Source organism: Microbacterium sp. NPDC058389, from assembly GCF_042722305.1.
Classification (GTDB): domain Bacteria; phylum Actinomycetota; class Actinomycetes; order Actinomycetales; family Microbacteriaceae; genus Microbacterium.
On record NZ_JBHXJQ010000003.1, the window covers coordinates 203,626 to 229,111 of the forward strand.

18 protein-coding genes are annotated in these 25,486 nt (G+C 71.6%); 11 read left to right on the plus strand and 7 right to left on the minus strand.

Translation table 11 applies throughout. From position 1 onward, the window contains the following. Positions 1–121: 121 nt before the first annotated feature. On the minus strand, positions 122–1,726 hold the full coding sequence (locus ACFWJ8_RS06155) for a peptide MFS transporter (protein ID WP_378809882.1): 1,605 nt from the start codon (positions 1,724–1,726) through the stop codon (positions 122–124). 115 nt (positions 1,727–1,841) lie between these two features. Between ACFWJ8_RS06155 and ACFWJ8_RS06160 the strand changes: the two genes are divergently transcribed. Then, on the plus strand, positions 1,842–3,104 hold the full coding sequence (locus tag ACFWJ8_RS06160; RefSeq protein ID WP_378809883.1) for an FAD-dependent oxidoreductase: 1,263 nt from the start codon (positions 1,842–1,844) through the stop codon (positions 3,102–3,104). Between the two features lie 121 nt (positions 3,105–3,225). On the opposite strand, the gene ACFWJ8_RS06165 is transcribed toward ACFWJ8_RS06160, so the two are convergent. After that, positions 3,226–4,626, minus strand: coding sequence for an MFS transporter (locus ACFWJ8_RS06165; RefSeq protein ID WP_378810086.1), 1,401 nt, complete (start codon positions 4,624–4,626; stop codon positions 3,226–3,228). 123 nt (positions 4,627–4,749) lie between these two features. Here ACFWJ8_RS06165 and ACFWJ8_RS06170 point away from each other — a divergent pair, with 123 nt between their 5' ends. The 6 genes from ACFWJ8_RS06170 to ACFWJ8_RS06195 all read left to right on the plus strand — a co-directional run bounded on the left by ACFWJ8_RS06170 (position 4,750) and on the right by ACFWJ8_RS06195 (position 9,539). Further along, the gene (locus tag ACFWJ8_RS06170) at positions 4,750–5,463 is read left to right on the plus strand and encodes a GNAT family N-acetyltransferase (RefSeq protein ID WP_378809885.1); all 714 of its coding nucleotides are present in this window, start codon (positions 4,750–4,752) and stop codon (positions 5,461–5,463) included. Positions 5,464–5,565: 102 nt separating this feature from the next. Beyond that, positions 5,566–6,495 carry a cyclase family protein gene (locus ACFWJ8_RS06175; protein WP_378809886.1) on the plus strand — a complete coding sequence of 310 codons (930 nt, stop codon included), beginning with the start codon at positions 5,566–5,568 and terminating at the stop codon, positions 6,493–6,495. Positions 6,496–6,528: 33 nt separating this feature from the next. Then, complete coding sequence (locus ACFWJ8_RS06180) at positions 6,529–7,218, plus strand: hypothetical protein (protein ID WP_378809887.1); 690 nt, start codon at positions 6,529–6,531, stop codon at positions 7,216–7,218. Positions 7,219–7,342: 124 nt separating this feature from the next. Continuing rightward, on the plus strand, positions 7,343–7,507 hold the full coding sequence (locus ACFWJ8_RS06185) for a hypothetical protein (protein ID WP_378809888.1): 165 nt from the start codon (positions 7,343–7,345) through the stop codon (positions 7,505–7,507). A gap of 39 nt (positions 7,508–7,546) precedes the next feature. Continuing rightward, positions 7,547–8,680 carry an o-succinylbenzoate synthase gene (menC, locus tag ACFWJ8_RS06190; protein ID WP_378809889.1) on the plus strand — a complete coding sequence of 378 codons (1,134 nt, stop codon included), beginning with the start codon at positions 7,547–7,549 and terminating at the stop codon, positions 8,678–8,680. A gap of 1 nt (position 8,681) precedes the next feature. After that, complete coding sequence (locus ACFWJ8_RS06195) at positions 8,682–9,539, plus strand: hypothetical protein (RefSeq protein ID WP_378809891.1); 858 nt, start codon at positions 8,682–8,684, stop codon at positions 9,537–9,539. 60 nt (positions 9,540–9,599) lie between these two features. Here ACFWJ8_RS06195 and ACFWJ8_RS06200 read toward each other — a convergent pair whose 3' ends face one another. Continuing rightward, positions 9,600–15,908 carry a fibronectin type III domain-containing protein gene (locus ACFWJ8_RS06200; protein WP_378810088.1) on the minus strand — a complete coding sequence of 2,103 codons (6,309 nt, stop codon included), beginning with the start codon at positions 15,906–15,908 and terminating at the stop codon, positions 9,600–9,602. Between the two features lie 361 nt (positions 15,909–16,269). On the opposite strand from ACFWJ8_RS06200, the gene ACFWJ8_RS06205 reads away from it, so the two are divergent. Next, positions 16,270–17,619 (plus strand): alpha-hydroxy-acid oxidizing protein, encoded by a 1,350-nt coding sequence (locus tag ACFWJ8_RS06205; RefSeq protein ID WP_378809893.1) that lies wholly within the window; start codon positions 16,270–16,272, stop codon positions 17,617–17,619. An 82-nt stretch (positions 17,620–17,701) separates the two neighbouring features. Next, positions 17,702–18,025, plus strand: a complete 324-nt coding sequence (locus ACFWJ8_RS06210) for a DUF4870 domain-containing protein (RefSeq protein WP_378810089.1) — start codon at positions 17,702–17,704, stop codon at positions 18,023–18,025. 9 nt (positions 18,026–18,034) lie between these two features. Here the strand turns inward: ACFWJ8_RS06210 and ACFWJ8_RS06215 are convergent, their stop codons facing one another. Continuing rightward, positions 18,035–18,688 carry a hypothetical protein gene (locus tag ACFWJ8_RS06215; RefSeq protein WP_378809894.1) on the minus strand — a complete coding sequence of 218 codons (654 nt, stop codon included), beginning with the start codon at positions 18,686–18,688 and terminating at the stop codon, positions 18,035–18,037. 172 nt (positions 18,689–18,860) lie between these two features. On the opposite strand from ACFWJ8_RS06215, the gene ACFWJ8_RS06220 reads away from it, so the two are divergent. Together ACFWJ8_RS06220 and ACFWJ8_RS06225 are read left to right on the plus strand one after the other, a co-directional pair. Continuing rightward, a complete protein-coding gene (locus ACFWJ8_RS06220) occupies positions 18,861–20,246 on the plus strand; it encodes a glycine--tRNA ligase (RefSeq protein WP_378809895.1) in 1,386 nt (461 codons plus the stop codon). A gap of 111 nt (positions 20,247–20,357) precedes the next feature. Next, positions 20,358–21,140: an SDR family NAD(P)-dependent oxidoreductase gene (locus ACFWJ8_RS06225; protein WP_378809897.1), complete on the plus strand. Its 783-nt coding sequence runs from the start codon at positions 20,358–20,360 to the stop codon at positions 21,138–21,140. 78 nt (positions 21,141–21,218) lie between these two features. On the opposite strand, the gene ACFWJ8_RS06230 is transcribed toward ACFWJ8_RS06225, so the two are convergent. The 3 genes from ACFWJ8_RS06230 to ACFWJ8_RS06240 all read right to left on the minus strand — a co-directional run bounded on the left by ACFWJ8_RS06230 (position 21,219) and on the right by ACFWJ8_RS06240 (position 25,329). After that, a complete protein-coding gene (locus ACFWJ8_RS06230; RefSeq protein ID WP_378809899.1) occupies positions 21,219–22,742 on the minus strand; it encodes a flotillin family protein in 1,524 nt (507 codons plus the stop codon). Positions 22,743–22,795: 53 nt separating this feature from the next. Continuing rightward, the gene (locus tag ACFWJ8_RS06235; protein ID WP_378809900.1) at positions 22,796–23,263 is read right to left on the minus strand and encodes an NfeD family protein; all 468 of its coding nucleotides are present in this window, start codon (positions 23,261–23,263) and stop codon (positions 22,796–22,798) included. Between the two features lie 215 nt (positions 23,264–23,478). Further along, positions 23,479–25,329 (minus strand): choice-of-anchor K domain-containing protein, encoded by a 1,851-nt coding sequence (locus ACFWJ8_RS06240; RefSeq protein WP_378809901.1) that lies wholly within the window; start codon positions 25,327–25,329, stop codon positions 23,479–23,481. Between the last annotated feature and the right edge of the window lie 157 nt (positions 25,330–25,486).

A 25,486-nucleotide genomic window follows, 5' to 3' on the forward strand; every position in this document is an offset into this window, starting at 1 on the left:
CGGGGGGGGGCGGGGGGGGGGGGGGGGGGGGGGGGGGGGGGGGGGGGGGGGGGGGCGGGGGGGGGGGGGGGGGGGGGGGGGGGGGGGGGGGGGGCCCCCCCCCCCCCCCCACGTCCCTCGGTCAGCGCACGCCGCGCATGAGCGCGAGCACCGGCTTCACGGCGGCCAGCAGGGCGAGGCCGAGGACGATCGCGATGCCGCCGAGGATCGTGAAGTACGGGATCTCGTTCTTCGGGTCGTAGAACTGGGCGAGCCAGCCGGCGATGGCGGTGCCGAGTGCGATCGACAGGAAGTACAGCGCCACCATCTGCGTGTGGAAGCGCTCGGGCGCCAGCTTGGTCGTCACCGACAGCCCCGGGGGAGAGATGAACAGCTCGGCCACCGTGAACACGAACAGGATCAGCACGATGGCCAGCAGCGGCGTCGAGTTGGGCGCACCGTTCGCCCACGGCAGGAACAGCAGGAACGCCAGGCCCATGATCATCGCTCCGAGCGAGAACTTCACCGGGGCGGACGGGGCGCGGTCGCCCAGCTTCGTCCAGATCACGGCGAAGACGCCCGACAGGATGATCACGAAGATCGGATTGATGGAGTTGACCCACGGGATCGGCATCTCCCAGCCGAAGATCGTCCGGTTCAGCCGCTCGTCGGAGTAGATCGTCAGCACCGTGAACTGCTGCTGGTACAGCGACCAGAAGCCGACGTTCACGATGAACAGCGGGATGAAGCCGATCACGCGCGAGCGCGCGTCGGCGCTGATCTGGCGCGAGCCGATGATGACCGCGAAGTACGCGATCGCCGCCGCCAGCGTGACGAGGATCACCACGCCGGCGAGGTTGTCGGCGCGGATGACGCCAGTCAGCACGAGCACGACGATGACGAGGAGCCCCGCGACGGCGACGCCGATCATGAGACCGCGACGGTTCGCGGGGAGCGGGTTGGCCACGACGCGGGATGCCGCCGGCAGCTGCTTGCGGCCGAACGAGTACTGGATGAGGCCGAGCGCCATTCCGACGGCCGCGGCGGCGAAGCCCCAGTGGAAGCCGAGACTGCTCTGCAGCGCGCCGGTCACGATCGGACCGAGGAACGCGCCGAGGTTGATGCCGAGATAGAACAGCGAGAAGCCGGCGTCGCGCCGGGCGTCCTTGGGCGAGTACAGCGTGCCGACCACGGCGGTCGCGTTCGCCTTGAGTCCGCCGGAGCCGACGGCCACGAGGACCAGGCCCACGCCCAGGCCCCACACGTTCGGCAGCAGTGCCAGGGCGATGTGGCCCGCCATGATGACCCAGGCGCTGAAGAACAGCACCCGCTCCGAACCGAGGAGGCGGTCGGCCACCCAGGCGCCGAGGATCGTCGACAGATAGACGGTGCCGCCGTAGGCGCCGACGATGCCGGTCGCGGTGGCCTGGTCGATGCCCAGGCCGCCTTCTGCGACCGAGTAGTACATGTAGATGAGCAGGATGCCCTGCATGCCGTAGAAGCTGAACCGCTCCCACATCTCGACGCCGAAGATGTGGGCGAGCGACCAGGGCTGACCGAAGAAGCGGGTGTCGTGGTCGGAGCCGTCGTCGGCCGCGAGCGACGTGGCGGCCGAGGCCGCGGCGGCCGAGACGGGAGCCGCGGCTGCCACCGCGCCGTCCGGCGGTCCTACCGGGTCCTGCTCGGGCAGCCTGCCCGCGGGGGAGTCGCGCTCGTCACCCTGAAATCCCTGATCACGCCCGTCCATGCGTTCGCTCCCGTCGCCCCCCGGATGAGGTCAGGCTAGCGACGACCCGCACGCGGGCGATAGCCCCCGTGCCGCGGTGGCGGCTCCGCGGCGATGCAGGCGGTACGGTGCGGGAATGCGCATCGGGATCATCGGGGGAGGGGCCGCCGGCCTCGCGACGGCCTGGCTGCTGGAGCAGCATCACGACGTCACGCTGTTCGAGAAGGACGAGCGCTTCGGCGGCCACGCGCACACGGTCGACATCGAGGTGGACGGACAGACGCTGAGCATCGACGCCGGGTTCCAGTTCTTCGCGCGCACCGCGGCGTATGCGACCTTCAACCGGCTGCTCGACGCGCTCGACGTGCCGCGCACCGTCTACCCCGCGACGCTCACCGTCGCACGCGCCGACGGCACCCGGCCTGTCGCGATGCCGCCGGTGCGAGGGTGGCGTCCGGTGTGGGCCTCGCTCACGCCGCGCGCGATCGTCGATCTGCTGCGGTTCCGGTCCTTCCTCTCGGGCATCCCCGCCTTCCTCGCCGAGCACGACACGACGACGACGATCGCGGAGTACGTGGAGCGACGCCGGCTGCCGAAGCGGTTCGTCGACGACTTCCTGTTCCCGCTGCTGCTGGCGTTCTGGTGCGTCGACCTCGACGAGTTCCGCGGGTTCGCGGCCTACAACGCGCTGTACTACCTGGGGGCCAACCTCCCGAAGGGCATCACGCCGCCCGCGCAGAGCGAGATCCCCGGCGGCCTGCGCGTCTACGTCGACGCCCTGGTCGCATCGCTGGGCCGGGCGAGCCTGCACTCCGGCGCACCGGTCGAGGCCCTCACCCGGGACGCCGACGGCTCGCTGGTGGTCGCGGCGGCCGGGGTGCGGCATCCCTTCGACCACGTCGTGCTCGCGTGCGACGCCAGCACGGCGCACCAGCTGCTCGCAGGGCTGCCCGAGACCGCCGAGATGCGGACGCAGCTCGCCCGGTTCCGCTACTTCGACACCACCATCGCCATCCACGGAGATCCCCGGCTCATGCCGCGGGACCGGGCGGCATGGTCGGTCGTGAACGTGCGCACCGACGGGGCGCACAGCCAGCTGTCGATCTGGAACCCGGCCCGCGGCATCCCGGTGTTCAAGAGCTGGGTGACGTACGACGACGAGCTTCCGCAGCCTCTGTACGCCACCGCCGCGTACCGGCACGGGCTCATCGACACGACGTACTTCGACGCGCAGCGACGGCTGCGGCCGCTGCAGGGTGCGCACGGCATCTCGCTCGCGGGCCTGTACACCGCCGACGCCGACTCGCACGAGAGCGCGATCCTCTCGGCGGTCGCGGTCGCCGAGCGCCTCGCCCCCGACGCGCCGCGGCTCCGGGCGCTGAAGCCCGCCGCCCGCTGAGCCGTCGGTCGCCGAGCCTGTCGGTCGCTGAGCCTGTCGGTCACTGAGCCCGTCGGTCGCTGAGCCTGTCGAAGCGCGCCCTTCGACAGGCTCAGGACCGGGTGCACCTGCCTGCCGAGGGCTACTCGGGGAGGGAGGGATGCCGTTCCTCCGGCGCGTGATGGCGCGGGATGAACAGCGCCACGACGAGGGCCACGATCGCCGCCGCACCGCCGAGCAGGAACGACGCGTGGAACGCGGCAGGACCCGGCACGGGCGTGCCGTCGAGGTCGATCGCGTAGGTGGCGAGCACGGCGCCGACGACGGCGGCCGCGGTGCTCGTGCCGAGCGAGCGGAACAGCGCGTTGAGGCCGTTCGAGGCGCCGGTCTCGGACTGCGGCACCGAGCGCATGATGAGCATCGGCATCGCGGCGTACCCGAAGCCGATGCCGAAGCCGATGCCGATGTTGGCGACGAGGATCTGCCACACCTCGCTCGCGAACACGAGCGTGAAGCCGTACGTGATGACGAGGGCGAAGGCGCCGAGGACGAGCAGCAGCTTGGGGCCGACGGTGCGGGCGAGCTGTCCCGAGAACGGCGAGATCACCATCATCACGAGGCCGGCGGGCATCACGATGAGGCTCGCGGCCACGAGCGACAGCCCGAAGCCGCCCGCCGCGGTCGGCTGCTCGAGCAGCTGGGGATAGACGACGTTCGACGCGAACAGCGAGAACCCGAACGCGATCGACGCGAGGTTCGTGAGCAGCACCGGCCGGCGCGCCGCGACCCGGAGGTCGAGGAGCGGATCGGTCGTGCGCAGCTCGTACCATCCCCACACCAGCAGCACGACGATGCCGCCGAGTCCGCACGCGAGCACGGCCGGAGAGTCCCAGCCCCACTCGTTGCCGCGCGAGACGGCCAGGAGCACGCCGATGAGACCGATCGCGAGGCCGGCGGTGCCGACATAGTCGAACCGGCCGCCGGTGCGCAGGGCGCTCACCGGCACGATCCACAGCACGAGCGCGAACACGATGACGCCGAGGGCCGCGGCGACCCAGAACAGCACATGCCAGTCGCTGCGCTCGGTGATGAGCGCGCTGATGGGCAGGCCGAGCGCGCCGCCGACACCGAGCGTGGCGCTGATGAGCGCGATGGCGGAGTCGATGCGGTCCTCGTGCAGCACGTCGCGCAGGATCGAGATGCCGAGCGGGATCACTCCGGTCACCGCTCCCTGCAGCGTGCGCCCGACGATGACGCCGACGATGCCGGGGGATGCCGCGGCGATGACGGACCCCGCCACCATGACCGCCAGGAGCACGAGCACGATGCGCCGCTTGCCGTACATGTCGCCGAGGCGCCCGGCGATCGGGGTCATCACCGCGGCCGCCAGCAGGGTGGACGTCACGACCCAGGCGGTGTCCTCGCGGCTGGCGTTCAGCAGCTCGGGAAGCTTCGACTGGATCGGCACGACCAGCGTGAACATGAACGACGACGCCAGGCCGGCGATCGCCAGCACCGCCACGATGGCGCCCTGGCGAGGCATCCGGGTCAGTCGTCGTCTCTCGTCGTCCTCACCGGTGCCCATCGGTTCAGGCTATCGGCGCTCGGAGACACCGGCTCCGGCGGGCGCCTCGCGAGTGGACGCAGGCGGGTGCAGACTGGGGGCATGGCCGAGACCGCCACCCCGCCCGGCATCGACATCCGCCCGCTCGACACGGTCGACGAGGTCCACCGTGCGTCGGCGGTCCTCGCCGAGGTGTGGGGCGGCGACCGTGGGGGCATGCCGCCGAACCTGCTGCGCGCGCTCGCGCACTCCGGCAACTACGCGGTGGGCCTGTACGACGGCGAGCGGATGGTCGGGGCATCCGTCGCGTTCTTCGCCGCGCCGGCCGCGCGGTCGATGCACAGCCACATCACCGGCGTGCTGCCCGACCATCAGTCGCAGGGACTCGGGCGCGTCCTCAAGCAGCACCAGCGCGAGTGGGCGCTCGCGCGCGATGTGGGGCACATCACGTGGACGTTCGACCCGCTCGTCGCACGCAATGCGCACTTCAACCTGCGGGTGCTGGGCACACGCGCGACCGAGTACCTCGTGAACCACTACGGCCCGATGGACGACGGTGTGAACCGCGGCGACGAGACCGATCGCATCATGGTGTCGTGGGCGCTCGCCGCACCGCCCGCGCCCACCCCCGACGACGCCGCGGTGGTCGCGTCGGTCGTCGTCCCGCACGACATCGAGTCGCTGCGTCGCGATTCCGCCGTGGATGCCGCCGCCTGGCGCGTGCGCGTGCGTGACGAGCTCGTGGCGCATCTGGCCGCGGGCCTTGTGATCGGCGGCTTCGACGACGAGCGCGGGTACCTGCTCGTCCGGCGCTGAACCACCCGTCGAACGGAGCGATCCTGCCGTGACGGCGGGCTCGTCTGCCATTTCGCCCGGGGCGCGGGGACCCGGTGGATGCCGCGCCCGTAGGCTCGCGGCATGCCCGACTACCGCGCCCATTTCGACTTCGACCTGCGCTTCGCGAACGGAGGCGGGCTGTCCGGCGTCGGCTTCCGGCTCGACCTGCCCTCGGCCGAGGTGTCGGAGGACGAACTCGGCCGCCTGCTCATCGCGCACCTGGGCCTCGCGCTCGTCGACGAGGTCGAGCTGCGCGGAGTGCGGATCGTCGAGGAGCCGCACCGGGGCAGCCGCGGCGTCGAGGTGACGGCATCCCCCTCCGCGACGCGGATCGTCGACCTGAGCCACCCGATCCGGGCGGGCCTCGTGACCTACCCGGGCCTGCCGGCGCCGAGCATCACGCCGCACCTGACCCGCGAGGACTCCCGTGCCCGCTACGCCCCGGGCACCGAGTTCGCGATGGATGTCATCCACATGATCGGCAACACCGGCACGTACCTCGACTCGCCGTTCCATCGCTACGCGGACGGCAGCGACCTCGCCGGCCTCGAGCTCGCCTCGCTCGTCGGGCTGCGCGCCGAGGTGTTCCACCTGGAGGACGCGTGGGATGCCGGGCGCCGCGGCATCCGTCCCGCGACGCTCGCCGACCGCGACGTGCGGGGCGCGGCCGTGCTGCTGCACACCGGGTGGGATCGCTGGTTCGGTGCGCCGGAGTACGGCACAGGCGCGCCGTTCCTCACCGGCGAGGCCGCCCAGTGGCTCATCGACGCGGGCGCCGTGCTCGTGGGCATCGACTCGCTGAACATCGACGACGCGGACCCTTCGACAGGCTCGGGGGGCGGCGAACGGCCCGCGCACTCGCTGCTGCTGGGTGCCGGCGTGCACGTCGTCGAGCACCTCACGAACCTCGGATCGCTCCCGCCGCACGGCGCGCGGTTCACGGCGGCGCCGCCTGCCGTCGAGGGCTTCGGCACCTTCCCGGTGCGCGCGTTCGCCGAGCTGCCCGCATGAGCAGAGCCCGTCGGGGACCGATAGCGTCGCGGTATGAGTGACATGCCGCCGATCGAGGTGCCCGGATTCCTCGAACGGCGGCCGCCGGTCGAGCTGGATGCCGCGACGCGGGCCGCGTTCGATCGCGAGTTCGACGAGGCCGTGGCCGCGGGACGCGCGATCGACGTCGGCCGTGCGGCGCCCGTCTGGCAGTTCCTGGCGTACATCGTGGACACGAGGGAGGTCCTCGTGCACGGCTCGTCCGACCCGGGCATCGCGGAGTTCGAGCCGCGACAGCCGGACGATACGACGCAGTTCGGCAACCAGCTGGCCGTGTACGCCGCGTCGGACGCGCTCTGGGCGATGTACTTCGCGATCCTCGACCGAGGGGGTCACCCCATGTCGCTGATCAACGCCGCGGTGCGGTTCGAGGGTCCGCACGGGCTGGGCGATCCCCACTACTTCTTCTCGATCAGCAGCGCCGCCCGCGAGGCGGACGCCTTCTCGCCGGGGACCGTCTACCTCGTGCCGCGGGACGGCTTCGTCCAGGAGCCCGCACGCGAGTTCGGCGGGAACGTCGTCCGCTCCGAGCAGTGGGCGAGCCTCACGCCGGCGCGACCGCTGACGAGGGCCGCGGTCGCCCCCACGGACTTCCCGCTGCTCGATCGCATCCGCGGGCACGACGACGAGACCACCTTCGCCCGTGCGCAGGTCGATCCCGACGGGTTCCCCTGGCTCGAGTGAGGTCGCCGCGGCTCCGACGATGTCGGACCCCCCTCGTACCGTGAAGGCATGAACACGCGGCGCAGCTCCTGAGCCGACGTATCAGGACAGGCGACCGCGGCTCTTCGGTGAGGAAGGAGGAGCCATGCACGAGCACATCGAGTCCCTGATCATCGCCGCGAGCGACGCGTTGCGGCGCGCGGAGCGGCGCCTGACCGAGAACGAGCCGCGCCGGCGCCGTCCGCGGGCCGCACGCTCGACCTACGTCCCGGTCCGCCGCGACGCCGCCACGCTGCGCCTCGCCCACTGAGCCCCGTGCCCAGCCGGCACCCGGGCGTACGCTGAGCGCATGCCCATCGCCCGGTCTGCGGCATCCGTCGCCCTCGAAGGCTTCGAGCTGCGCGTGCTGCACCTGCCGCTCGTGTCGCCGTTCACCACGTCCTTCGGCACCGAGACGGTGCGCGAGGTCATCGTCGTGCGGGCGCTGACCGCCGGCGGCGACGGGTGGGGCGAGATCGTCACGCAGGCCGACCCGCTGTACTCGAGCGAGTACACGCAGGGTGCGTGGGACGTCGCACTGCGGTTCCTCGCGCCTGCGCTGCTGGACCGGCGGACCCTCGCGCCCGAGGACGTCGCCGGCGTGCTCGAGCCGTTCAAGGGCCATCGCATGGCGAAGGCGGGGCTCGAGCTCGCCGTGCTGGACGCCGCCCTCCGCGCCGAGGGACGGCCGCTCGGCGAGTACCTCGGCGCCGTGCGCGACCGTGTGCCCAGCGGGGTGTCGGTGGGGATCCAGCGCGACCCGGCGGCGCTCGTCGACACCGTCGCGGGCTACCTCGACGAGGGGTACGTGCGCATCAAGCTCAAGATCCGGCCCGGGCGCGACGTCGGCGACACCGCCGCCGTGCGCGACGCCTTCGGCACGATTCCGCTGCAGGTCGACGCCAACTCGGCATACACGCTCGCCGACGCCGACACGCTCGCCGAGCTCGACCGGTTCGACCTGCTGCTCATCGAACAGCCGCTGCAGGAGGACGACATCGTCGACCATGCGACGCTGGCCCGGCGACTGCGCACGCCGGTGTGCCTGGACGAATCGATCGTGTCGGACAAGGCGGCGGCCGATGCGCTCGCGCTGGGTGCGGCATCCATCGTCAACATCAAGGCCGGACGCGTCGGCGGCTACCTCGAAGCGGTGCGCATCCACGACCGCTGCGCGGCGGCCGGCGTCCCGGTGTGGTGCGGCGGCATGCTCGAGACCGGCATCGGCCGCGCTGCGAACACCGCTCTGGCCGCCCTGCCGGGCTTCACGCTGCCGGGCGACGTCTCAGCATCCAGCCGCTTCTATACGCGCGACATCGTGACCGAGCCGGCGGTGCTCGAGCACGGCCACGTGCGCGTGCCGACCGGTCCGGGGCTGGGCGTCGTGATCGATCCGGTGGCGCTCGACGAGGTCACCGTCGCGCGCGAGACTCTCACCCGCTGACATGCGCACGCGAGTCGTCGTCGGTGGGGCGCTCGTGCTGCTGGCGGCTCTGTCCGGCTGCGCGGCCATGCCCGCACCGACGCCCACACTGCCGTCCCGGGTCGCGGTCGAGCTGCAGCAGCTGCGCTCGGACGTCGCCGCGCGGCAGGTGGAGGTCCACCTCACCAACGGCACGGACGCGCCGCTCACGGTGGGGGAGGTGCGCATCGACGACCCGAGGTTCGACGGCCCGTCCTCCCGGGCGATCGCCGACCGCGTGAGCACGATCCCCGCCGGTGGCACCGTCGACGTCCGCGTCCAGCTGGCCGCCGTCGACTGCGATGCCCCGCACGACGGCACGGCGACGGTGGTGCTGGAGCTGGTGGGCGACGACGGAACCACCGAGGTCGAGGCATCCGCTCCCGATCCGGTCGGATTCCTCGCGCCGCTGCACGCGCGCGAGTGCCTCCAGGAGCAGCTGACGCAGGCCGCGACCGTCGACTTCACGGGCTTCAGCGCCTCGCCTCCCGGCGAGCCCGCCTCGCTGGAGCTCACCGTCACCCCGACGGGCTCGGGATCGGCGACCGTCACCGGGATCGAGAGGACGAACCTCATCGACTTCGCGGTGCCCGGCGACGACGAGGTCTACCCGCTCGACGTCGACGTGAGCGCCGGCGACACCGAGCCCGTCGTCATCGAGGTTCCCCTCGTGCCCTTCCGGTGCGACCCGCACGCGGTGCAGGAGGACAAGCGCGGCACGATCTTCGACGTCGAGATCGCCCTCGACGGCGAGCCGGGCGAGATCGAACTGTTCGTCGGCGACGAACTCCGCGGCCGCATCCTCACGTGGGTCGGCCAGTGGTGCGGGTTCGGCGGCTGATCCGAGAAGGCCGACGGCCGGCCACCCGTAGGTGACCGGCCGCCGGCATCCGCGCTCCCGCTACTTCTTGACGGTCACCGTCATGGCCTTCGACGAGGTCGTCCCCGCCGCGTTGGCGAACTCGGCGACGTACGTATACGTGCCCGGTGCGCGTCCGGCGACGGCCGTCGCGGCCCGCTGCGCGTTCGGGGATGCCGCCACGAGCGTCTGCTCGTCGATCAGCGTCCCGTTCTCGTACAGCCGGTACGACGTGGCGTTGGTGCCCCACCACAGGTCGGCGGTGACGGTGTAGTTGCCGTCCTTGTCGTAGTTGTCGTGCGAGAGCACCGGGACGCCGGGTGCGGCATCCTTCACCTTCACCGTGACCGAGGAGGTCGCGGTCGTGCCCTTCGCGTTGATCAGCTCACCCGTGTACACGTAGGTGCCGTTGGGCTTGCCGGTCACGTCGACCGTGGCCAGCTGCGCGTTCGGCGAATTCGCGTCGAGCAGCTTCGTCGCGATCAGGGCGTCGTTCTCGTACAGCTTGTAGACGGCGCCGTTGACCCCCGACCACAGGTTCATCGACACGGTGTAGCGGCCGTCGCTGAGCCCGCTCTCCCATCCGGAGTCGGACGACAGGATGCCGCGGCCCGGCGCCTTGGCGGCGCCTTCGTCGTCGAACACCAGCAGCTGCACCGACGCCTGGGCCACCAGGCCGTCGTGGTTCACGGCGTTGACCGTGAGCGTGTGCACGCCGACCTTGTCCTTCAACGCGATCGCGGCACCGGGTGCGACGGGCTCGCCGTCGAACGCGATGTCGAGGTTGCGCACGCCCGACTCGGGGTCCTCCGCCGCCACGGCGACGGTGAACGTGCCGGTGCTCGGCAGCAGCGTGCCGTCGGCCGGGACGCCCGAGAGCACCGGGGCCGTGGCATCCACCGCTCCGTTCGGGTCGCCGGTGACGGCGATCCGCGGGGCGGCCGGCTGCGTGAACCCGTCGCCGAGGAAGAAGCTCGTCTGCGGGGGCTGGTTGTAGCCGGTGTTCTGCCATGCCACCGAGAGCCGGTAGACCGGGTCGTGCATGAGGGTGCGCAGCCGGATCGACGTCTCGTCGGTGGTGGAGTAGATCCGCAGCTCGGTCGAGTCCGCCGAACGCCACGCGATCTCTTCGCGCCAGTCGCCGAACAGATCCGCCTGCAGGTTGGGCGTGCCCTTGGTGCCGTTGTTGGAGCGGGCTCCGTCGGCCTTGAGGATCACGTCGGTCGTCTCGGTCTCCCAGTTCCACTTGCCGATCGTCGGCACGCCCTCGGACGTGTCGGCGTTCCAGTCGTGGTCGACGATCTCGCGCAGCGGGTCGCCGTCGAACCATGCCAGGAAGTTCGCCGCGGGGATCTCGGTCGAGATCAGCTCACCCGTCGACGACATCAGCTGCCCGACGGGGGAGTTCCAGGCGGCGTCGCCGCCGACGGCCCAGCCCTCGGCGCCCTCGTGGCGCGGGTCGATGTCACCGGACGCGGCGCGCCCGGTGTCGACCGTCGCCGGGATCGACCACAGGATCTTGCCCGTGCGCGCATCGCGCATGGTGGCCCCGCGGTTGCCCGAGGCGTGCATCTCCTCGTGCGCGGCGAACACCTCCAGCCCGGGGTTGGACGGCACGAGGTCCGACACGTGGATCGCGTCGCCGTGGCCGAGGCCCGTCGAATAGAGCAGCGAGCCGTCGTCGTCGACCGTGGCCGAGCCGTAGACGATCTCGTCCTTCGCGTCGCCGTCCACGTCGGCCACCGACAGGTTGTGGTTGCCCATTCCGTAGAAGCCCTCGTTGCCCTCGTCGTTCGAGTCGAGCACCCAGCGCTGGTGCAGCTTCGAGCCGTCGAAGTCGTACGCGGCCATCACCGCGCGGGTGTAGTACCCGCGGCTGAAGATCGCGCTCGGGTGCTCGCCGTCGAGGTAGGCGGTCGCCGCGAGGAACCGGTCGACCCGGTTGCCGTACGTGTCGCCCCATGCCCCGACGTCGCCGCGCGGCGGCACGTAGTCGATCGTGTCGACCGCGGCACCGGTGAGGCCGTCGAACACCGTGAGGTACTCCGGACCGCTCAGGATGTAGCCCGAGCTGTTGCGGTAGTCGGCGCTGGCGTTGCCGATCGGCTGCCCGACGCCGTCGACGGTGCCGTCGCCGGTCTTCATCATGACCTCCGCGCGGCCGTCGCCGTCGTAGTCGTACACCTGGAACTGCGTGTAATGCGCGCCGGCCCGGATGTTGACACCGAGGTCGATGCGCCACAGCCGCGTGCCGTCGAGCCGGTAGGCGTCCAGCAGCACGTTGCCGTTGTACCCCGCCTGCGAGTTGTCGTGCGAGCGGGCGTCCCACTTCACGATCAGCTCGTACTGCCCGTCGCCGTCCACGTCGCCGACGCTCGTGTCGTTCGCCGAGTACGTGTAGGGCTGGCCGTCCTTCGTGTAGCCGTCAGCGGGCTTGTCGAGCGGCACCGACAGGTAGTCGCCGTCCTGCACGCCGAAGGTGTCGGTCTCGGTGGTCTCGACCCCGTCCAGCACCTTCGTGACGAAGTAGGTGGATGCCGCCGTCCCGGTCTCGTCGAGGTAGTTCGTCGAGTCCGTGATCGGGGTCTTCGTCAGGCGCTTGCCGTCCCGGTAGACGTGGAACGCGACGCTGTCGGGGTCGGTGCCCAGCATGCGCCACGACACCAGCGTGCCGGCATCCGTCGACACCGCCGCCGGAGCCCGGTCGAGATATTCGGCCTGCCGCTGCAGCACCGTCACCGCGTCGGTCTTCAGCTGGGCGGAGGCCGCACCCGCACCGCCCGCGTTCACCGCGACGACCGTGTAGAAGTACGGGATCGTGGTGAGCACCGACGTGTCGGTGTAGCGGTTCGCGTCGGCGATGCCGACGAGGTCGCCGCGCTCGCCGCCGACCTCGGAGCGGAACACCAGGTAGTACAGCGCGTTCAACGGCTGCGCCCACGAGAGTTCGAGCGACCGCTTGTCGATGCTCTCGATGGAGAGGCCCGTAGGAGCCGCCGGCGGGGCGACCGAAGCGTCGACGAACGACACCTCGACCGTCTTGGACGGCACCGACTCGAGCTTCGTCTGGTCGACCGCGGTCACGTGGTACGCGTAATCGAGTCCGACGCGCGCCGACGTGTCGACGAACGAGGGCTCGGCGACGGATGCCACGAGCACAGGCTTCGCGTCGAACGGCGACTGGCGGTAGACGTTCCACGTCAGGCCGCTCTCGCCGTTCCACGCCAGCGACACACTGGGCGCCGCCGGGTCGGCGTTGACGTCGGTGACCTGCAGGCCCACCGGTCCGAGGAGGATCGGAGTGATCTCCAGACCGTTCAGACGCGTGCCGGCCGCGGCGCCGTACGCCTCGATGTTCAGCTGGCCGTCGGTGACGAGGTACGGGCCGCGCAGGGTCTCGTTGACAGCGCCCTTGCCGGCGTTGCCGCTGCCCGCTTCCTTGCCCTCGACGCGGAAGCTCGTCTTGGTCGACCCGATCCAGTCGCCCGAGTACGTCTTCACCGAGTACGTGCCGTCGGGCACGTCCAGGGCGAACGTCGACGTGTCGCCGGGCAGCACGAAGTCCCGCAGCAGGTCGTTCGAACCGTCGGCGGCTCCGCGATCACGTCCGGCCGACGCGGGCAGGGTGTTGGTGAAGCCGTAGCCGCGCTCTGCGGTGTACGCGGTGTCGGGGTTCACCTCGGTGTACCCCGCCATGAGCGGATTGCCCTTCAGCTGGAAGTCGTACTTGTACAGCGCCTGCTTGGTCGTGAACGTCACGACGGCACTGGGCGCAGACTCGCCGCGACCGTTCACCGCCACGACCTGGTACCGGTACCCGGTGCCCTCGGCCAGTCCCTGAACGATCGAGCTGGTCTGGGTCACCATGCCGACGAGCGCCCACGTGGGCTCGGGGTCGGCGACGGCCTGCCGGTAGATCTTGTAGATGTCGGCGGTGGGCGACGCATCCCACTGGAGCGTGGCGCCGCCGTTGCTGATGGCGCCGGCGACGACGTTCTGCGGTGCGACCGGCACGTCGGCCGGCGGCTCGACATCGGTCACCTTCGCGGCGAGCGGGTCGTCGAGCGCCTTGACGTCCTGGGCGACGAGGCGAGCCATTTGGATCGCGCCGTACTCCTGGAAGTGCGTGTCGTCGGCGATGCCGGCGGGTCGCTGCGGGAAGACGCCCGGATCGGCGTAGAGGAACACGGCCTTCGCCGCGTCGGGACCGATCTGGTCGAGGTACGCGCGGCTGGAGGCCGACAGGTCGACCAGCAGCACGTCCTCCTCGGTCGCGAGCTCCTTCATCTTGTCGACGTATTCGGGGAAGCTGACGTTGAACAGGCCCGTGTCGGCGTTGAACGAGCGGCGCGAGACCGGCGTCACGAGGATCGGGGTGGCGCCGCGCTGGCGGGCCCCCTCGACGTAGACGCGCAGGTACTCCTTGTAGTCCGCGGGGCTCGCGTAGCGGTCGTCGACGCCCTGCGTGGCGTCGTTGTGCCCGAACTGCACCATCAGGTAGTCGCCCGGGCGCACGGCGCGCAGGATGTCGTCGAGGCGGCCCTGGCTGATGAAGTTCTTCGACGAGCGGCCGCCGATCGCCTGGTTCGAGAACGCGACGTCCGACGCGAAGAAGCGATCGATCATCTGGCCCCAGCCGGCCTGCGGCGCGTAGGCGACGGGGTCGTAGGTCTGCACCGTCGAGTCGCCTGCGATGTACGCGGTGGGGATGGCGCCCGCCACGCGCGCCGGCAGGCGCGTGATCGTCAGCGCGTTGACCACCGGCACGTCGCCGCCGAAGGCCAGCGTCAGGGTGCCGTCGACGAGCGCGATCGTGAACGTCATGTCGAGGTACGAGCCCGCGGCCTGCGGATTCTCGAGCACCTTGGCGATGCTCTCGGCGGTGATCGTCGTGGTCGTCGCCGCTTGGGCGTCGCCCGAGACGAGCCGCACCGAGTAGTCGCCCGCACCGAGCGCGACCTCGAAGGTCGATCCCGCCGCCGCCACGAAGTCGCCGCGCAGCGCGTCGGCGCCGCCGCGGTCGATGTCGGGTGTCGCCGCGGTGGGCGCGGTCGAGAAGCCGTAGCCCCACTCCGCGCTGTAGGCCGTCGAGCTCGTCACCGACAGGGCGCCGTCGGCCACCTGCCCGGGACCGAAGTCGAAGGTCACGACGTCACCCGCGGGCAGCGGCGCGGGTGCTGTGTAGATCGCCGAGGTGACGGGGGCGGACGCGGCCGACGAACCGGCCTGGTTGCCGGCGATCACGCGGTAGGTCCACTGCTGCGCCGTGTCGACGGCATCCGTGTATCCGGGTGCAGTGACGGTCGCGACCGTCGAGAAGACGCCGTCGGCTCCGGCGCGCTCGACGACGTACTGGTCGCCGTTCGCGACGGCCGACCATGACAGCACGACGGCGTCGCGGGTCACCTGCGCGACCGCGAGGTCCGTCGGGGCGCCGGGTGCGACGAGCGCCGGGATCGTGCCCGAGCGCACCTCGGCCGACTGCGGAGACACGCGGTCGTACGCGTCGACCGCGGCGACGGCGTAGGCGTACGAGCCGCCCTCGGCGGTGGAGGAGTCGGTGTACGCGGCATCCGTCACGTCGGCGATCGCCGCGAACGCGCCGGTGGTGCCTCCGGTGACGTCGGCGCGCAGCACGCGGTACTTCGCGGCACCGTCGACAGCCGACCAGGCGAGGTCGACGCCGTTCCAGGCCACGCGGGTGGTGGCGAGCCCGGCGGGCGTGGCGGGCAGCGCGGGGGCGATGACCAGGCCGTTCACGTACGCGCCGAGGCCCGAGCCGGCGAAGCCGATCGTCAGCTGGCCGTCGGTCACGACGGCGGTGTACGTCGCGGTCGCGTTGACGCCCTTGCCCGAGGTCAGCCGGGTCTGTGCGACGCCTTCGAGGGTCACCGTGGCGTTGGTCCCGGATGCCGTGCTCAGCCCGTCGCCGATGGTGACGGTGACCGCGTACGAGCCCGCGGGCACGCCGTCGAGCTGGAAGCCCCAGTTCGTGCCGGCGACGAAGTCGTCCTCCATGGCGCCGGCGGGGGAGCCGTCGGTGCTGCGGTCGCGGTCGAAGAGCGTCGCGCCGTCGGGCAGCGTGATGCCCCAGCCCGTCTCGGCGGTGTAGCGCGACGACGTCAGCACCTGCTGGAAGCCCGGGGCGACCGCGCTCGTCGCGGTGCCGAAGTCGAAGCGCCAGGCTCCGTCGTCGGCGGGGGCGAGCAGCGCCGCGGCAGGGGTCGCGGTGATGAGCGCCGCGACCACGGCGGTGGCGCCGGCGATCGCGGTGAGTCGCAGCCCGCGACGGACGCGGGGTGCGGGGGCGTGTTCTGCGGGTCGCTTCGCGCCGTCGGCGCGTGCGGACACGTGGGGCACGGTTCCTCCTGTTGTCAGCATCGGCAAAGGATGACGGTGCCGTCGCCGCGGCGTCGCGGTGACGGGTTCGTCGTGAACCGGGCACGTACGGACTCGGGCCCTGTCCGGTCTTGATTTGTTGCGAACACCGCGGAAAGCGTATTCCCGTTGCGTCCGTCCGGCAGTCTGGCACGGGTGGACGTGCCTGGCAAGCATTTCTTGAAACGTTTTTGCACGCGAGCGCCGCGCGCTTGTGCGCGGTCCCAGTTCTGGTCTATCGTCGCCGGCGAACGCTTTCCCACACCCCCGTCGCCGGGCCGCATACGGACCGCGCCGGCGACGGGCCCCTCGCGCCCTCTCTAGGCTGGGCGGCATGGCTCAGAGCATCGACGCTCCCGACGACCCGGCCGCGGCCTCGCGCGGCATCTCCCGCCGCACGCAGTCCGACATCTACCGCGCCGGCATCAGCGGCACCCGCCCGCGCGTGCCGGTCGACGTCGACGCGCTCGAGACGGCGGCGCGCAAAGCACTCAGTGCCGAGGCGTTCGCCTACATCGCCGGGGGAGCGGGCGCCGAGCGCACCGTCGCCGCGAACCGGGCCGCCTTCGGCCGCTGGCAGGTGTGGCCGCGCCCGCTGCGCGACGTGTCGAGCCGCGACCTGTCGATCGAGTTCCTCGGCTCGCGGCGTCCGACGCCGCTGGTGCTCGCCCCGCTCGGCGTCATGGAGATGGCGCACGACGAGGCCGACCTGGCGGTGGCGCGGGCCGCGGCATCCCTCGGAGTCCCGTACACGCTCTCGAACCAGGCGTCGTTCGCGATGGAGGACGTGAGGGATGCCGCACCCGCCGGCTCCCGCCTGTTCCAGCTCTACTGGTCGGCGTCCGACGAGCTCAACGCGTCGCTGCTGCGCCGTGCCGAGGCTTCCGGCTGCGAGGCCGTCGTGGTGACCCTCGACACGCACCTGCTGGGCTGGCGCACGCGTGACCTCGACCTCGCCTACCTGCCGTTCACGCGCGCGATGGGCATCGCCCAGTATTCGAGCGACCCCGTCTTCCAGCAGCTCGTGCGCGAACGGGTGCGCGCGTCGACAGGCTCAGCGGTCGATGCTGCGGAGTCGGCACCTCCCGTCCGGGTGACGCCGCGGGCCGTCGCGGCCGGGCTGCGCATCGCGCGGAAGGGCGCCGCCGTGACCGGATCGTCGAGCGTGCGCGAGAACCTGCGCTCGCCGCTGCCGCGGGCGGCCGTCGAGACGTTCCTCGACGTGTTCTCGACGCCCGCCCTCACCTGGGAAGACCTCGCCAAGGCCCGGCAGTGGACGTCGCTGCCGATCATCCTCAAGGGCATCGTGCACCCGGACGACGCGATCCGCGCGCTCGACGCCGGTGTCGACGGCATCTGGATCTCGAACCACGGCGGGCGCCAGATCGACCAGTCCGTGCCGACGCTCGAGGTGCTGCCGACCATCGCGGAACGGGTCGCCGGGCGCGTGCCGATCGTCTTCGACTCGGGCGTGCGGCAGGGCTCCGACGTGTTCATCGCGCTCGCCCTCGGAGCGACCGCGGTGGCACTGGGCCGCCCCTACGCCTACGGACTCGGCGTTGCCGGCGAAGCCGGCGTCGCCGAGGTGGTGCGCAACGTCCTCGCCGAGCTCGACATCACGCTGGGACTCGCCGGTCTCACCTCGATCGCCGGCGTCGACCGTCACGCGCTGCGCGAGGCGTGAGGAGCGGCACTGCCCCTAGTCTGGGGCGGTGACCACACCCCCTCCTCCCCAGTACCCGTACGCCGCGCCGCAGCCGCAGCCGATGAGTCCCGCCGATGAGAAGCTGTGGGCGACGCTCGTCCACGTGGGCGGCCTGTTCTTCGGGCCGCTGCCCGCGCTGATCGGCTACCTCGTCCTCAAGGACCGCGGACCCTTCGTGCGCGCCCACACCGCCACGGCGCTGAACTTCCAGCTCACGCTGCTCATCGCCTACATCGTCGGCAGCATCCTCAGCATCGTGGTCATCGGCATCTTCATCCTGATCGCGGCGTACGTGCTCAACATCGTGTTCAGCATCATCGCGGCCGTGAAGGCGAACCGCGGCGAGTGGTACACCTACCCGCTGACCATCAAGTTCCTCAGCTGAGGTCGAGCCTCAGCGCGGGTGCCCGTCCTCGGTGAAGCCGAAGACGGGCACCGCGCCCGGCGGCTCGGACGCCGGGAGCGGATCGTGCGCGACCGGATCGTCCGGCCAGCCCGGGTACAGGACGGCCATCAGCTCGTCGGCGTCGCCCGCGAAGCACGTGGTCGTCGCGCGCACGCCGATCGCGTCGGCGGATGCCTCACCATCGCGGATCTCGATCGTGAGGGTCGCGATCCCGAAGCCCTCGACCGATGCGTGCACCTCGACGGTGCCCTCCGCGTCGGCGGCGGCATCCCGAGCCGTCCAGCCCCGATCGGTGAGCCAGCGTGCGACGCGATGCCCGAGGGTCGGCGCGTCGACCTGCGCGTCACCGTCGAGCGTCCACCCCTCGGGCGTGGTGCGACCCAGCTCGAAGCCGTAGCCGTCGCCGCAGGAGACGGGGGCGTCGCCGTACTCCTGCACCTGCCAGTCGCCGTCGTACAGGTGCGTCAGGACGGTGGCGACGGTCTGCCGGAACAGCAGGTTCTGCTGCCGTGCCGACGTGTACAGGGCGTCGTCCTGCGCGGCACCGCCCGTGCAGCCGGCAAGGCAGGCGACACAGACCGCGGCCGTCGCGAGCGCCGCTGCCCGCCGCCACGCCGTGCGCATGCCTCCGATCCCGCCCACGCGGCCTCCCCTCGCTGCTTCAGGCTAGGCCGGTCGGCCCGCGAGCTGAACGGGGTGTGCGATCCGCACCCGGCCGTCGGGGTGCCGGGTGGGGGCGACTAGAATCGACGGATGCCGGATTCCCCGGCGTCCGCACACTCGTGCATCCCCCTTCCCGACCATTGGAGCCACCGTGGCCGAGCAGTCTCGCCTCGACAAAGTCATCGCCCTCGCCCGTCACCGCGGGTTCGTGTTCCAAGCGGGTGAGATCTACGGCGGATCCCGGTCGGCGTGGGACTACGGGCCCCTCGGCACGGAGCTCAAGGAGAACATCCGTCGCCAGTGGTGGCAGACGTTCGTGCGCGGCCGCGGCGACATGGTCGGCCTCGACTCGTCGATCATCCTGCCCAAGCGCGTGTGGGAGGCCTCCGGGCACGTCGCGACCTTCACCGACCCGCTGGTGGAGTGCCTGCAGTGCCACAAGCGCTTCCGCGCCGACAACCTCATCGAGGACTTCGAGGCGCGCAAGGGCCGCAAGGCCGAGAACGGTCTGGCCGACGTGCCGTGCCCGAACTGCGGCACCAAGGGGCAGTACACCGAGCCCAAGGCGTTCTCGGGCCTCGTGAAGACCTATCTCGGCGTCGTCGACGACGAGTCGGGCCTGTACTACCTGCGCCCCGAGACCGCGCAGGGCATCTTCGTGAACTTCTCGAACGTGCTCACCGCCAGCCGCAAGAAGCCGCCGTTCGGCATCGGCCAGGTCGGCAAGGCGTTCCGCAACGAGATCACGCCCGGAAACTTCATCTTCCGCACGCGCGAGTTCGAGCAGATGGAGATCGAGTACTTCGTTCCTCCGGCCGACGCGCAGGAGTGGTTCGAGCACTGGGTGGACGAGTGCTGGGACTGGTTCGTGGGCCTCGGCATCGACCCCGACAACATGCGTCGGTTCGACGTGCCCGAAGAGGATCGCGCGCACTACTCGGACGGCACGATCGACGTCGAGTACCGCTTCGGGTTCGCGGGCAAGGAGTGGGGCGAACTGATGGGCGTCGCCAACCGCACCGACTACGACCTGAGCAGCCACACCGAGGCGTCCGGCCAGAGCCTCACCTACTTCGACCAGGCGTCGGGCGAGAAGTACACCCCGTATGTCATCGAGCCGTCGTTCGGTCTCACGCGCGCCATGATGGCGTTCCTCGTCGACGCGTACCACGAGGAGGAGGCGCCGAACGCGAAGGGCGGCACCGACACCCGTACGGTGCTCAAGCTCGATCCGCGCCTCGCACCGGTCAAGGCGGCCGTCCTGCCGCTCAGCCGCAACGAGCAGCTGTCGCCGATCGCCCGCGAGGTGGCCGAGAGCCTCCGCGGCGACTGGAACATCGACTTCGACGACGCCGGTGCGATCGGCCGTCGCTATCGCCGCCAGGACGAGATCGGCACGCCGTTCTGCATCACGGTCGACTTCGACTCGCTCGACGACCGTGCCGTCACCGTCCGTGACCGCGACACGATGGGCCAGGAGCGCGTGCCGCTCGAGGGCCTGCACGCCTACCTGGCGGAGCGCCTGCGCGGCGCGTGACCCCGTCGGCGCCCGACGCCTGAACGAGTGGATGCCGCGACCCCCGGGTCGCGGCATCCACTGTTCTCGGGGGGAGTTCCCGTCGCGGCGACGGGTGCCTACCCTGACCTCATGGCCAGGGACTATCGCGGCACCACCGCACTCATCACCGGCGCGAGCGCCGGACTCGGCGTCGAGTACGCGACGCAGCTCGCCCGGCGCGGAGCCGACGTCGTCCTCGTCGCCCGCCGTGAGGACCGCCTGCGCGACCTCGCGGAGAGACTGGCCCGCGAGCACGGCGTGCGTGCGACGCCCATCGCCCTCGACCTGACGCGTGCGGATGCCGCCGCCGTGCTGCGACGAGAGCTCGATGCGCGGGGAACCCGCGTGCAGAGCCTGGTCAACAACGCCGGCTTCGGCATGAAGGGCGCCTTCGCCGAGGCCGACCCCGCGAGGATCGGCGAGATGGTGCAGGTCAACGTCGCCGCGCTGGTCGCGATCACGCGGGAGCTCCTGCCGGAGATGGCCGCCGACGGGCGCGGTGTGCTCGTGGGCATCGCGAGCACCGGTGCATACCAGCCGTGCCCGAACATGGCCGTCTACGGCGCGACCAAGGCGTTCGTGCTGAGCTTCACCGAAGCGCTCGCATACGAGACGAAGGGCAGCGGGCTCGGCGTCATCGCGGTGAGCCCCGGGGCGACGCGCACCGAGTTCTTCGACATCACCGGTGCCGACGCGGCGGTCGGGCGCTTCCAGCTCCCGGCGCAGGTCGTCGAGCTCACGCTGCGCCGGCTCGACCGTGACGACGTGCCGCCGAGCGTGGTGTCGGGGCGGGCGAACGCGTTCAGCGCGTGGGCGGCGCGGGTCATGCCGCGGCGGCTGACGCTCGCGGTCAGCGGCCGGGTGCTGCGGTAGGAGCCCGGGTCGGACGCGCGGTCGAGGAACGACGGGGCGCCCGGCCCCGGGGGCCGAGCGCTCCGTCGAAGCCGCGTGTCAGCCGATTCTGCCGACCGCTGCGGCGGCGTCCTTGGCGGCGGCCTTCGCGCCCGCGCTCGCGGCGTTGAGCGCTGCAGCGGCCTCCGGCCCGGCGGACTTGATGGCGTACGCCTGCAGGATCGAGTTGAGGTCGAGGCCGGTGAGGCCCTTGACGACCTCGGTGCCCTCGCTCAGCACCTTGCCGACGGTCTTGGTCATCTCGGACGCGCCGTCGGTCGAGACGACCGTGAGCTTGTCGATCGAGGCGATCGGCTCGGCGGCCGCTCGCACGATCTCGGGCAGGCGCGAGATGATCTCCTGCGCCAGGGCGGCCTCGCCGTACTTCTGCAGCGCGAGCGCCTTGGCGTCGGTCGCGGCGGCCTCGGCCAGACCCTCGGCCTGGATCGCGGAGGCGCGTGCCTCGCCCTCGGCCTTGATACCGGCGGCCAGCGCCACCTGCTTGTCGCGCTCGGCCTCACCGGCGACGCGCACGGCCGTGGCCGACGCCTCGGCGTCCTGCACGGCGGCGACCTTGTTGGCCTCGGCGATGCGCGTGCGCTTGAACGCGTCCGCCTCCGTCGCCGCGTTGGCGGCGTCGCGCAGCGCGGTCGCCCGCTGTACCTCGGCGTAGGCCTGCGCCTCGGCCGGCTTGCGGACCTCGATGTCGAGACGCTCCTGCGTCACGAGCGCCTGCTCGGTGAGCGCCTCGCGCTCCTGCACCGCCACGAGCTTGTCCTGCTCGGCGGTCGCGAGCTGGCCCGAAGCCTGTGCCTCGGCATTGGCGCGATCGGTCTCGGCCTTGATGCCCGCCTGCTTGAGGGCGAGGGCCTTCTGGCGCTCGGCGATCTGCTCGGCTGCCTCGATGCGCGCGAACTCGCTGGCGCGGGATGCCTCGGCCTCGCTGATCTCGGCGACCTGACGGGCGCGCGCGGCCTCGGCGCGACCGAGGTTGGCGAGGTAGTCGCTGCCGGGCGTGGAGATGTCGCTGATGTTGAGCAGGTCGACCTGGAGGCCCTGCTCGACGAGGTCGGTCTTCGTCTCGGCGACCACGCGGTCCGACAGGCTCTTGCGGTCGGAGATGATCTGCTCGATCGTCATGTCGCCGACGATGGAGCGGAGCGACCCCTCGAGCGATTCCTTGATGATGTCGGTGAGCGCGCCCTGCTGCGAGAGGAAGCGCTGGGCGGCACGGCGCACGCCGTCCTCGGTGCCCGACACCTTGAAGTTGATCGACGCCTTGATCGCGATCTTGATGCGGTTCTTGTCGACGCCCTCCACGGTGATGCCGATCTGGCGCTGCTCGAGCGAGATCGAGAAGCCCTGCTGCAGGATCGGCCACACGAACGTGCGCCCGCCGATGACGACGCGCTGGCCGGAGCCGGACTCGCCGGGGGCGGGCTTGCCGGCGCCGCGGCCGACGATGACGAGAGCCTCGTTCGGGGGCACGCGGCGGATGCGGCGGGCGATGAAGGTGATGAGGCCGAGCACCGCGACGATCAGGGCGACGATCGCGATGACCTGGATGAGGGTCGAGTCGAGCATGGGTTCCTTCGTGTCTGGCAGGCGTGTGGCGGGGAGGGGGCGAGGGGATGCCGCTACTCGGCGACGACCTTGACGCGGGTGCCCGCGTGCTCGATCACGCGGACGCGGACGCCCTCGGCGATGGGTGCGTCGGAGTAGGCGAGGCGGCGCTCGACCTCGGACGGGCCGTCGAGGCTCACCTCGCCGCCGGCGGGGGTGATGTCGGAGCGCGAGACGCCCGAGAGCCCGAGGGCGGACGCCGGGACGCCGTCCGAGCTCTTGGTGAGCCGCTTCACGAACAGCACCGCGACCAGGTAGGCGACCACCGCGAGCACCGCGGCGAGCACATACGCCCACACGGTGTCGAGGCCGGCGGTGTAGGTGATGACGCCGGACGCGCCGAACACGACGGCGGCGATGCCGAGCGCGGTGCCGGAGATGGCGCCGTCGCCGATGTCGAAGTGGTCGAAGATGTCGCCGATCAGGAGCGAGATCAGCAGCACGGCGAGGCCGACGCCTCCGACGATGAGGAAAGGCAGCATGGTGTCTCCGTGTCGGGGGGACAGGGGCGGGTCCCCCCACCCTAGTGGGTGCCCGGGCCCGCCCGTCGGACGACTGTGGACAACTCGACATCCCAGGTCAGCAGGCGGAAACAGTGGATGCCGCGACCCGATGGGTCGCGGCATCCACTGTCCTTCGCAGGAAGCGGGCGCGGCCGGCTGGAATTGGGGAACGACCCCCGACCGCGCCCGCGGTCTCAGTCCTGCGCCTTGCGTCGGCGCAGCAGCAGCGCGACCAGCGCGCCCGCGGCCATGAGGCCCGCGCCGGTGAGCGCGAACGGCAGCACCGGTCCGGCTCCGGTCAGGGCGAGTCCGCCGGTCGGGCCGTCGGCCGTCGGCGGTGCCGGCGGTGTCGAGTCACCCGGCGGAGTCACGGGCGGGGTCACCGGAGGCGTGGTCTCGGTGGGCGGCGTCGGGGTCGGCGTGGGCGTCGGCGCGGGCTCGTCGCGCACGAAGCGGTTGTCGACGGTCAGCGTCGCAGCGGCGTCCGTCGTCACGACGACGGCCGCGGCCGACACCGTGTAGCCGTCCCACGCGAAGGTGTCGTCGGCGAAGTCGCCCGTCGCAGCCGAGACGTCCTCACCGGTGACCGCGCACTCGGCGCCGGCGGGCAGGCCCGTCACGGTCGCCGGCGTGCTCGTCGTGACCGGCGCGGTGCCGTGGGCGACCGTCGTGCCGTCGAGCGTGCACGCGTAGGCGATGTCGAACGAGCGCGTGTCACCGCCCGTGAACCCGGCGGCGGGGGTGCCGTCGCGCGGCGTCACGGTCTTGGCGATCACGAGGTCGCCCCGGGGGTCGTACGTGTTCGTGTACGTGCAGGTGATCGGGGCGGCTGCGGCATCCGACGCCGCCAGGTCGCCGGCGATCCGGATCTGCCCGCCCGACGTGAGAGGCAGCACGGCGCCGGTGCCGTCGACGCACACGAGGCTCGTGAACGACCACGGCCCGGCGGTCGGGTCCTCGGCGATCGTCAGGGTCTCGCCCACCACGACGTCACGCGTGACGGATGCCGCGCCCTCGGCGCCGACGCCGGTCGGGGCGAGCGCGAAGTCGTCGGTCCACGCCGAGCCCGGCGTCGCGGTGTCGGTCGTGAAGCCGAACGACGGGATCGCGTCCGGCGCCGAGTGGGCCGCGGCCGCGGCCTTGACCACGGTGAGGCTCCGGACCTGCTGGATCTCGCCGTAGAGGCATCCATAGGTCGACGTGCGCTCGACGGTCTCGAAGCGGTTGATGGCCTCGCCCGGATCGGCGAGCGTCGCGGCGCACGTGCCATCGCCCCGGGGCGACGCGAAGCCGCTCACGACGAGCGTGTAGCGGTTGCCGTCGGGACCCTCGAACGAGTGCTCGCTGACGGTGCTGACGAACTCGAGCACGTCGTTGTTCGCAGGGTTCTCCGGCGGATTCGCCTGATTCGGCGTCTCGTGCAGCTGCCACGCGTACGACAGGTCGAGGCCGAGCAGGCGCACGTCCATGTCGCCGCGGAACCACTGGTTCGTCGTGTACACGGGGTTGTTGCGGTGCACCATGCGGCCGAGGTTGAAGGCGATGCCCGTCTGGACCGAGGCGATCGATGCGGGCGAGAAGCCCACGGCGCTCTGCGACGACAGGTCGAGTTGAGTGCTGCAATCCGAGCCGCCGCGCCCGTGGGCGGAGTACGCGGTGTCGTCGTACGAGACCCACCCGGTCGCGCCGTCCGACCAGGCGGCCGCGTCGGTGCCGGCCGAGCCGCCCGGGTTGGCGATCGGGCCGGTCGTGACACCGTCGGCCGCGGAGCCGTAGCGCACGCAGTCGCCGGTGCTCGGGTTCGCGGCCGTCGAGCCGTCCCAGCCGGTGTGCGAGGTCATGCGGGTCTGCACGTCCTCCTCGAGCGGGATCGTCACCTCGGCCGCGGCGGCGGGTGCGGCGTCCATCGCGACCCCCGCGACGATGGATGCCGGAGCCACCAGCAGCACGGTGGCCAGTGCCGCCGTGAGCAGGCGCCGACCGCGGCCGGCACCGGCCCGCTCGGTAGGGGTGAAAGCGCGCGGGCGCGCGAAAGCAACGTGCATGGAACTGCCCCCAGCGGCGCCCTCGGGTAGGGGCGCCCTCGAATCGGTGCACGTCGTGGGTTTCGGGTCCGCCGACATGCGCTTACACCGTGCAGGACGCACGCTGTCCGGTTTCATGACGCGGACGCGCGAATCCCATCCGGCAGCGGCGGCCACG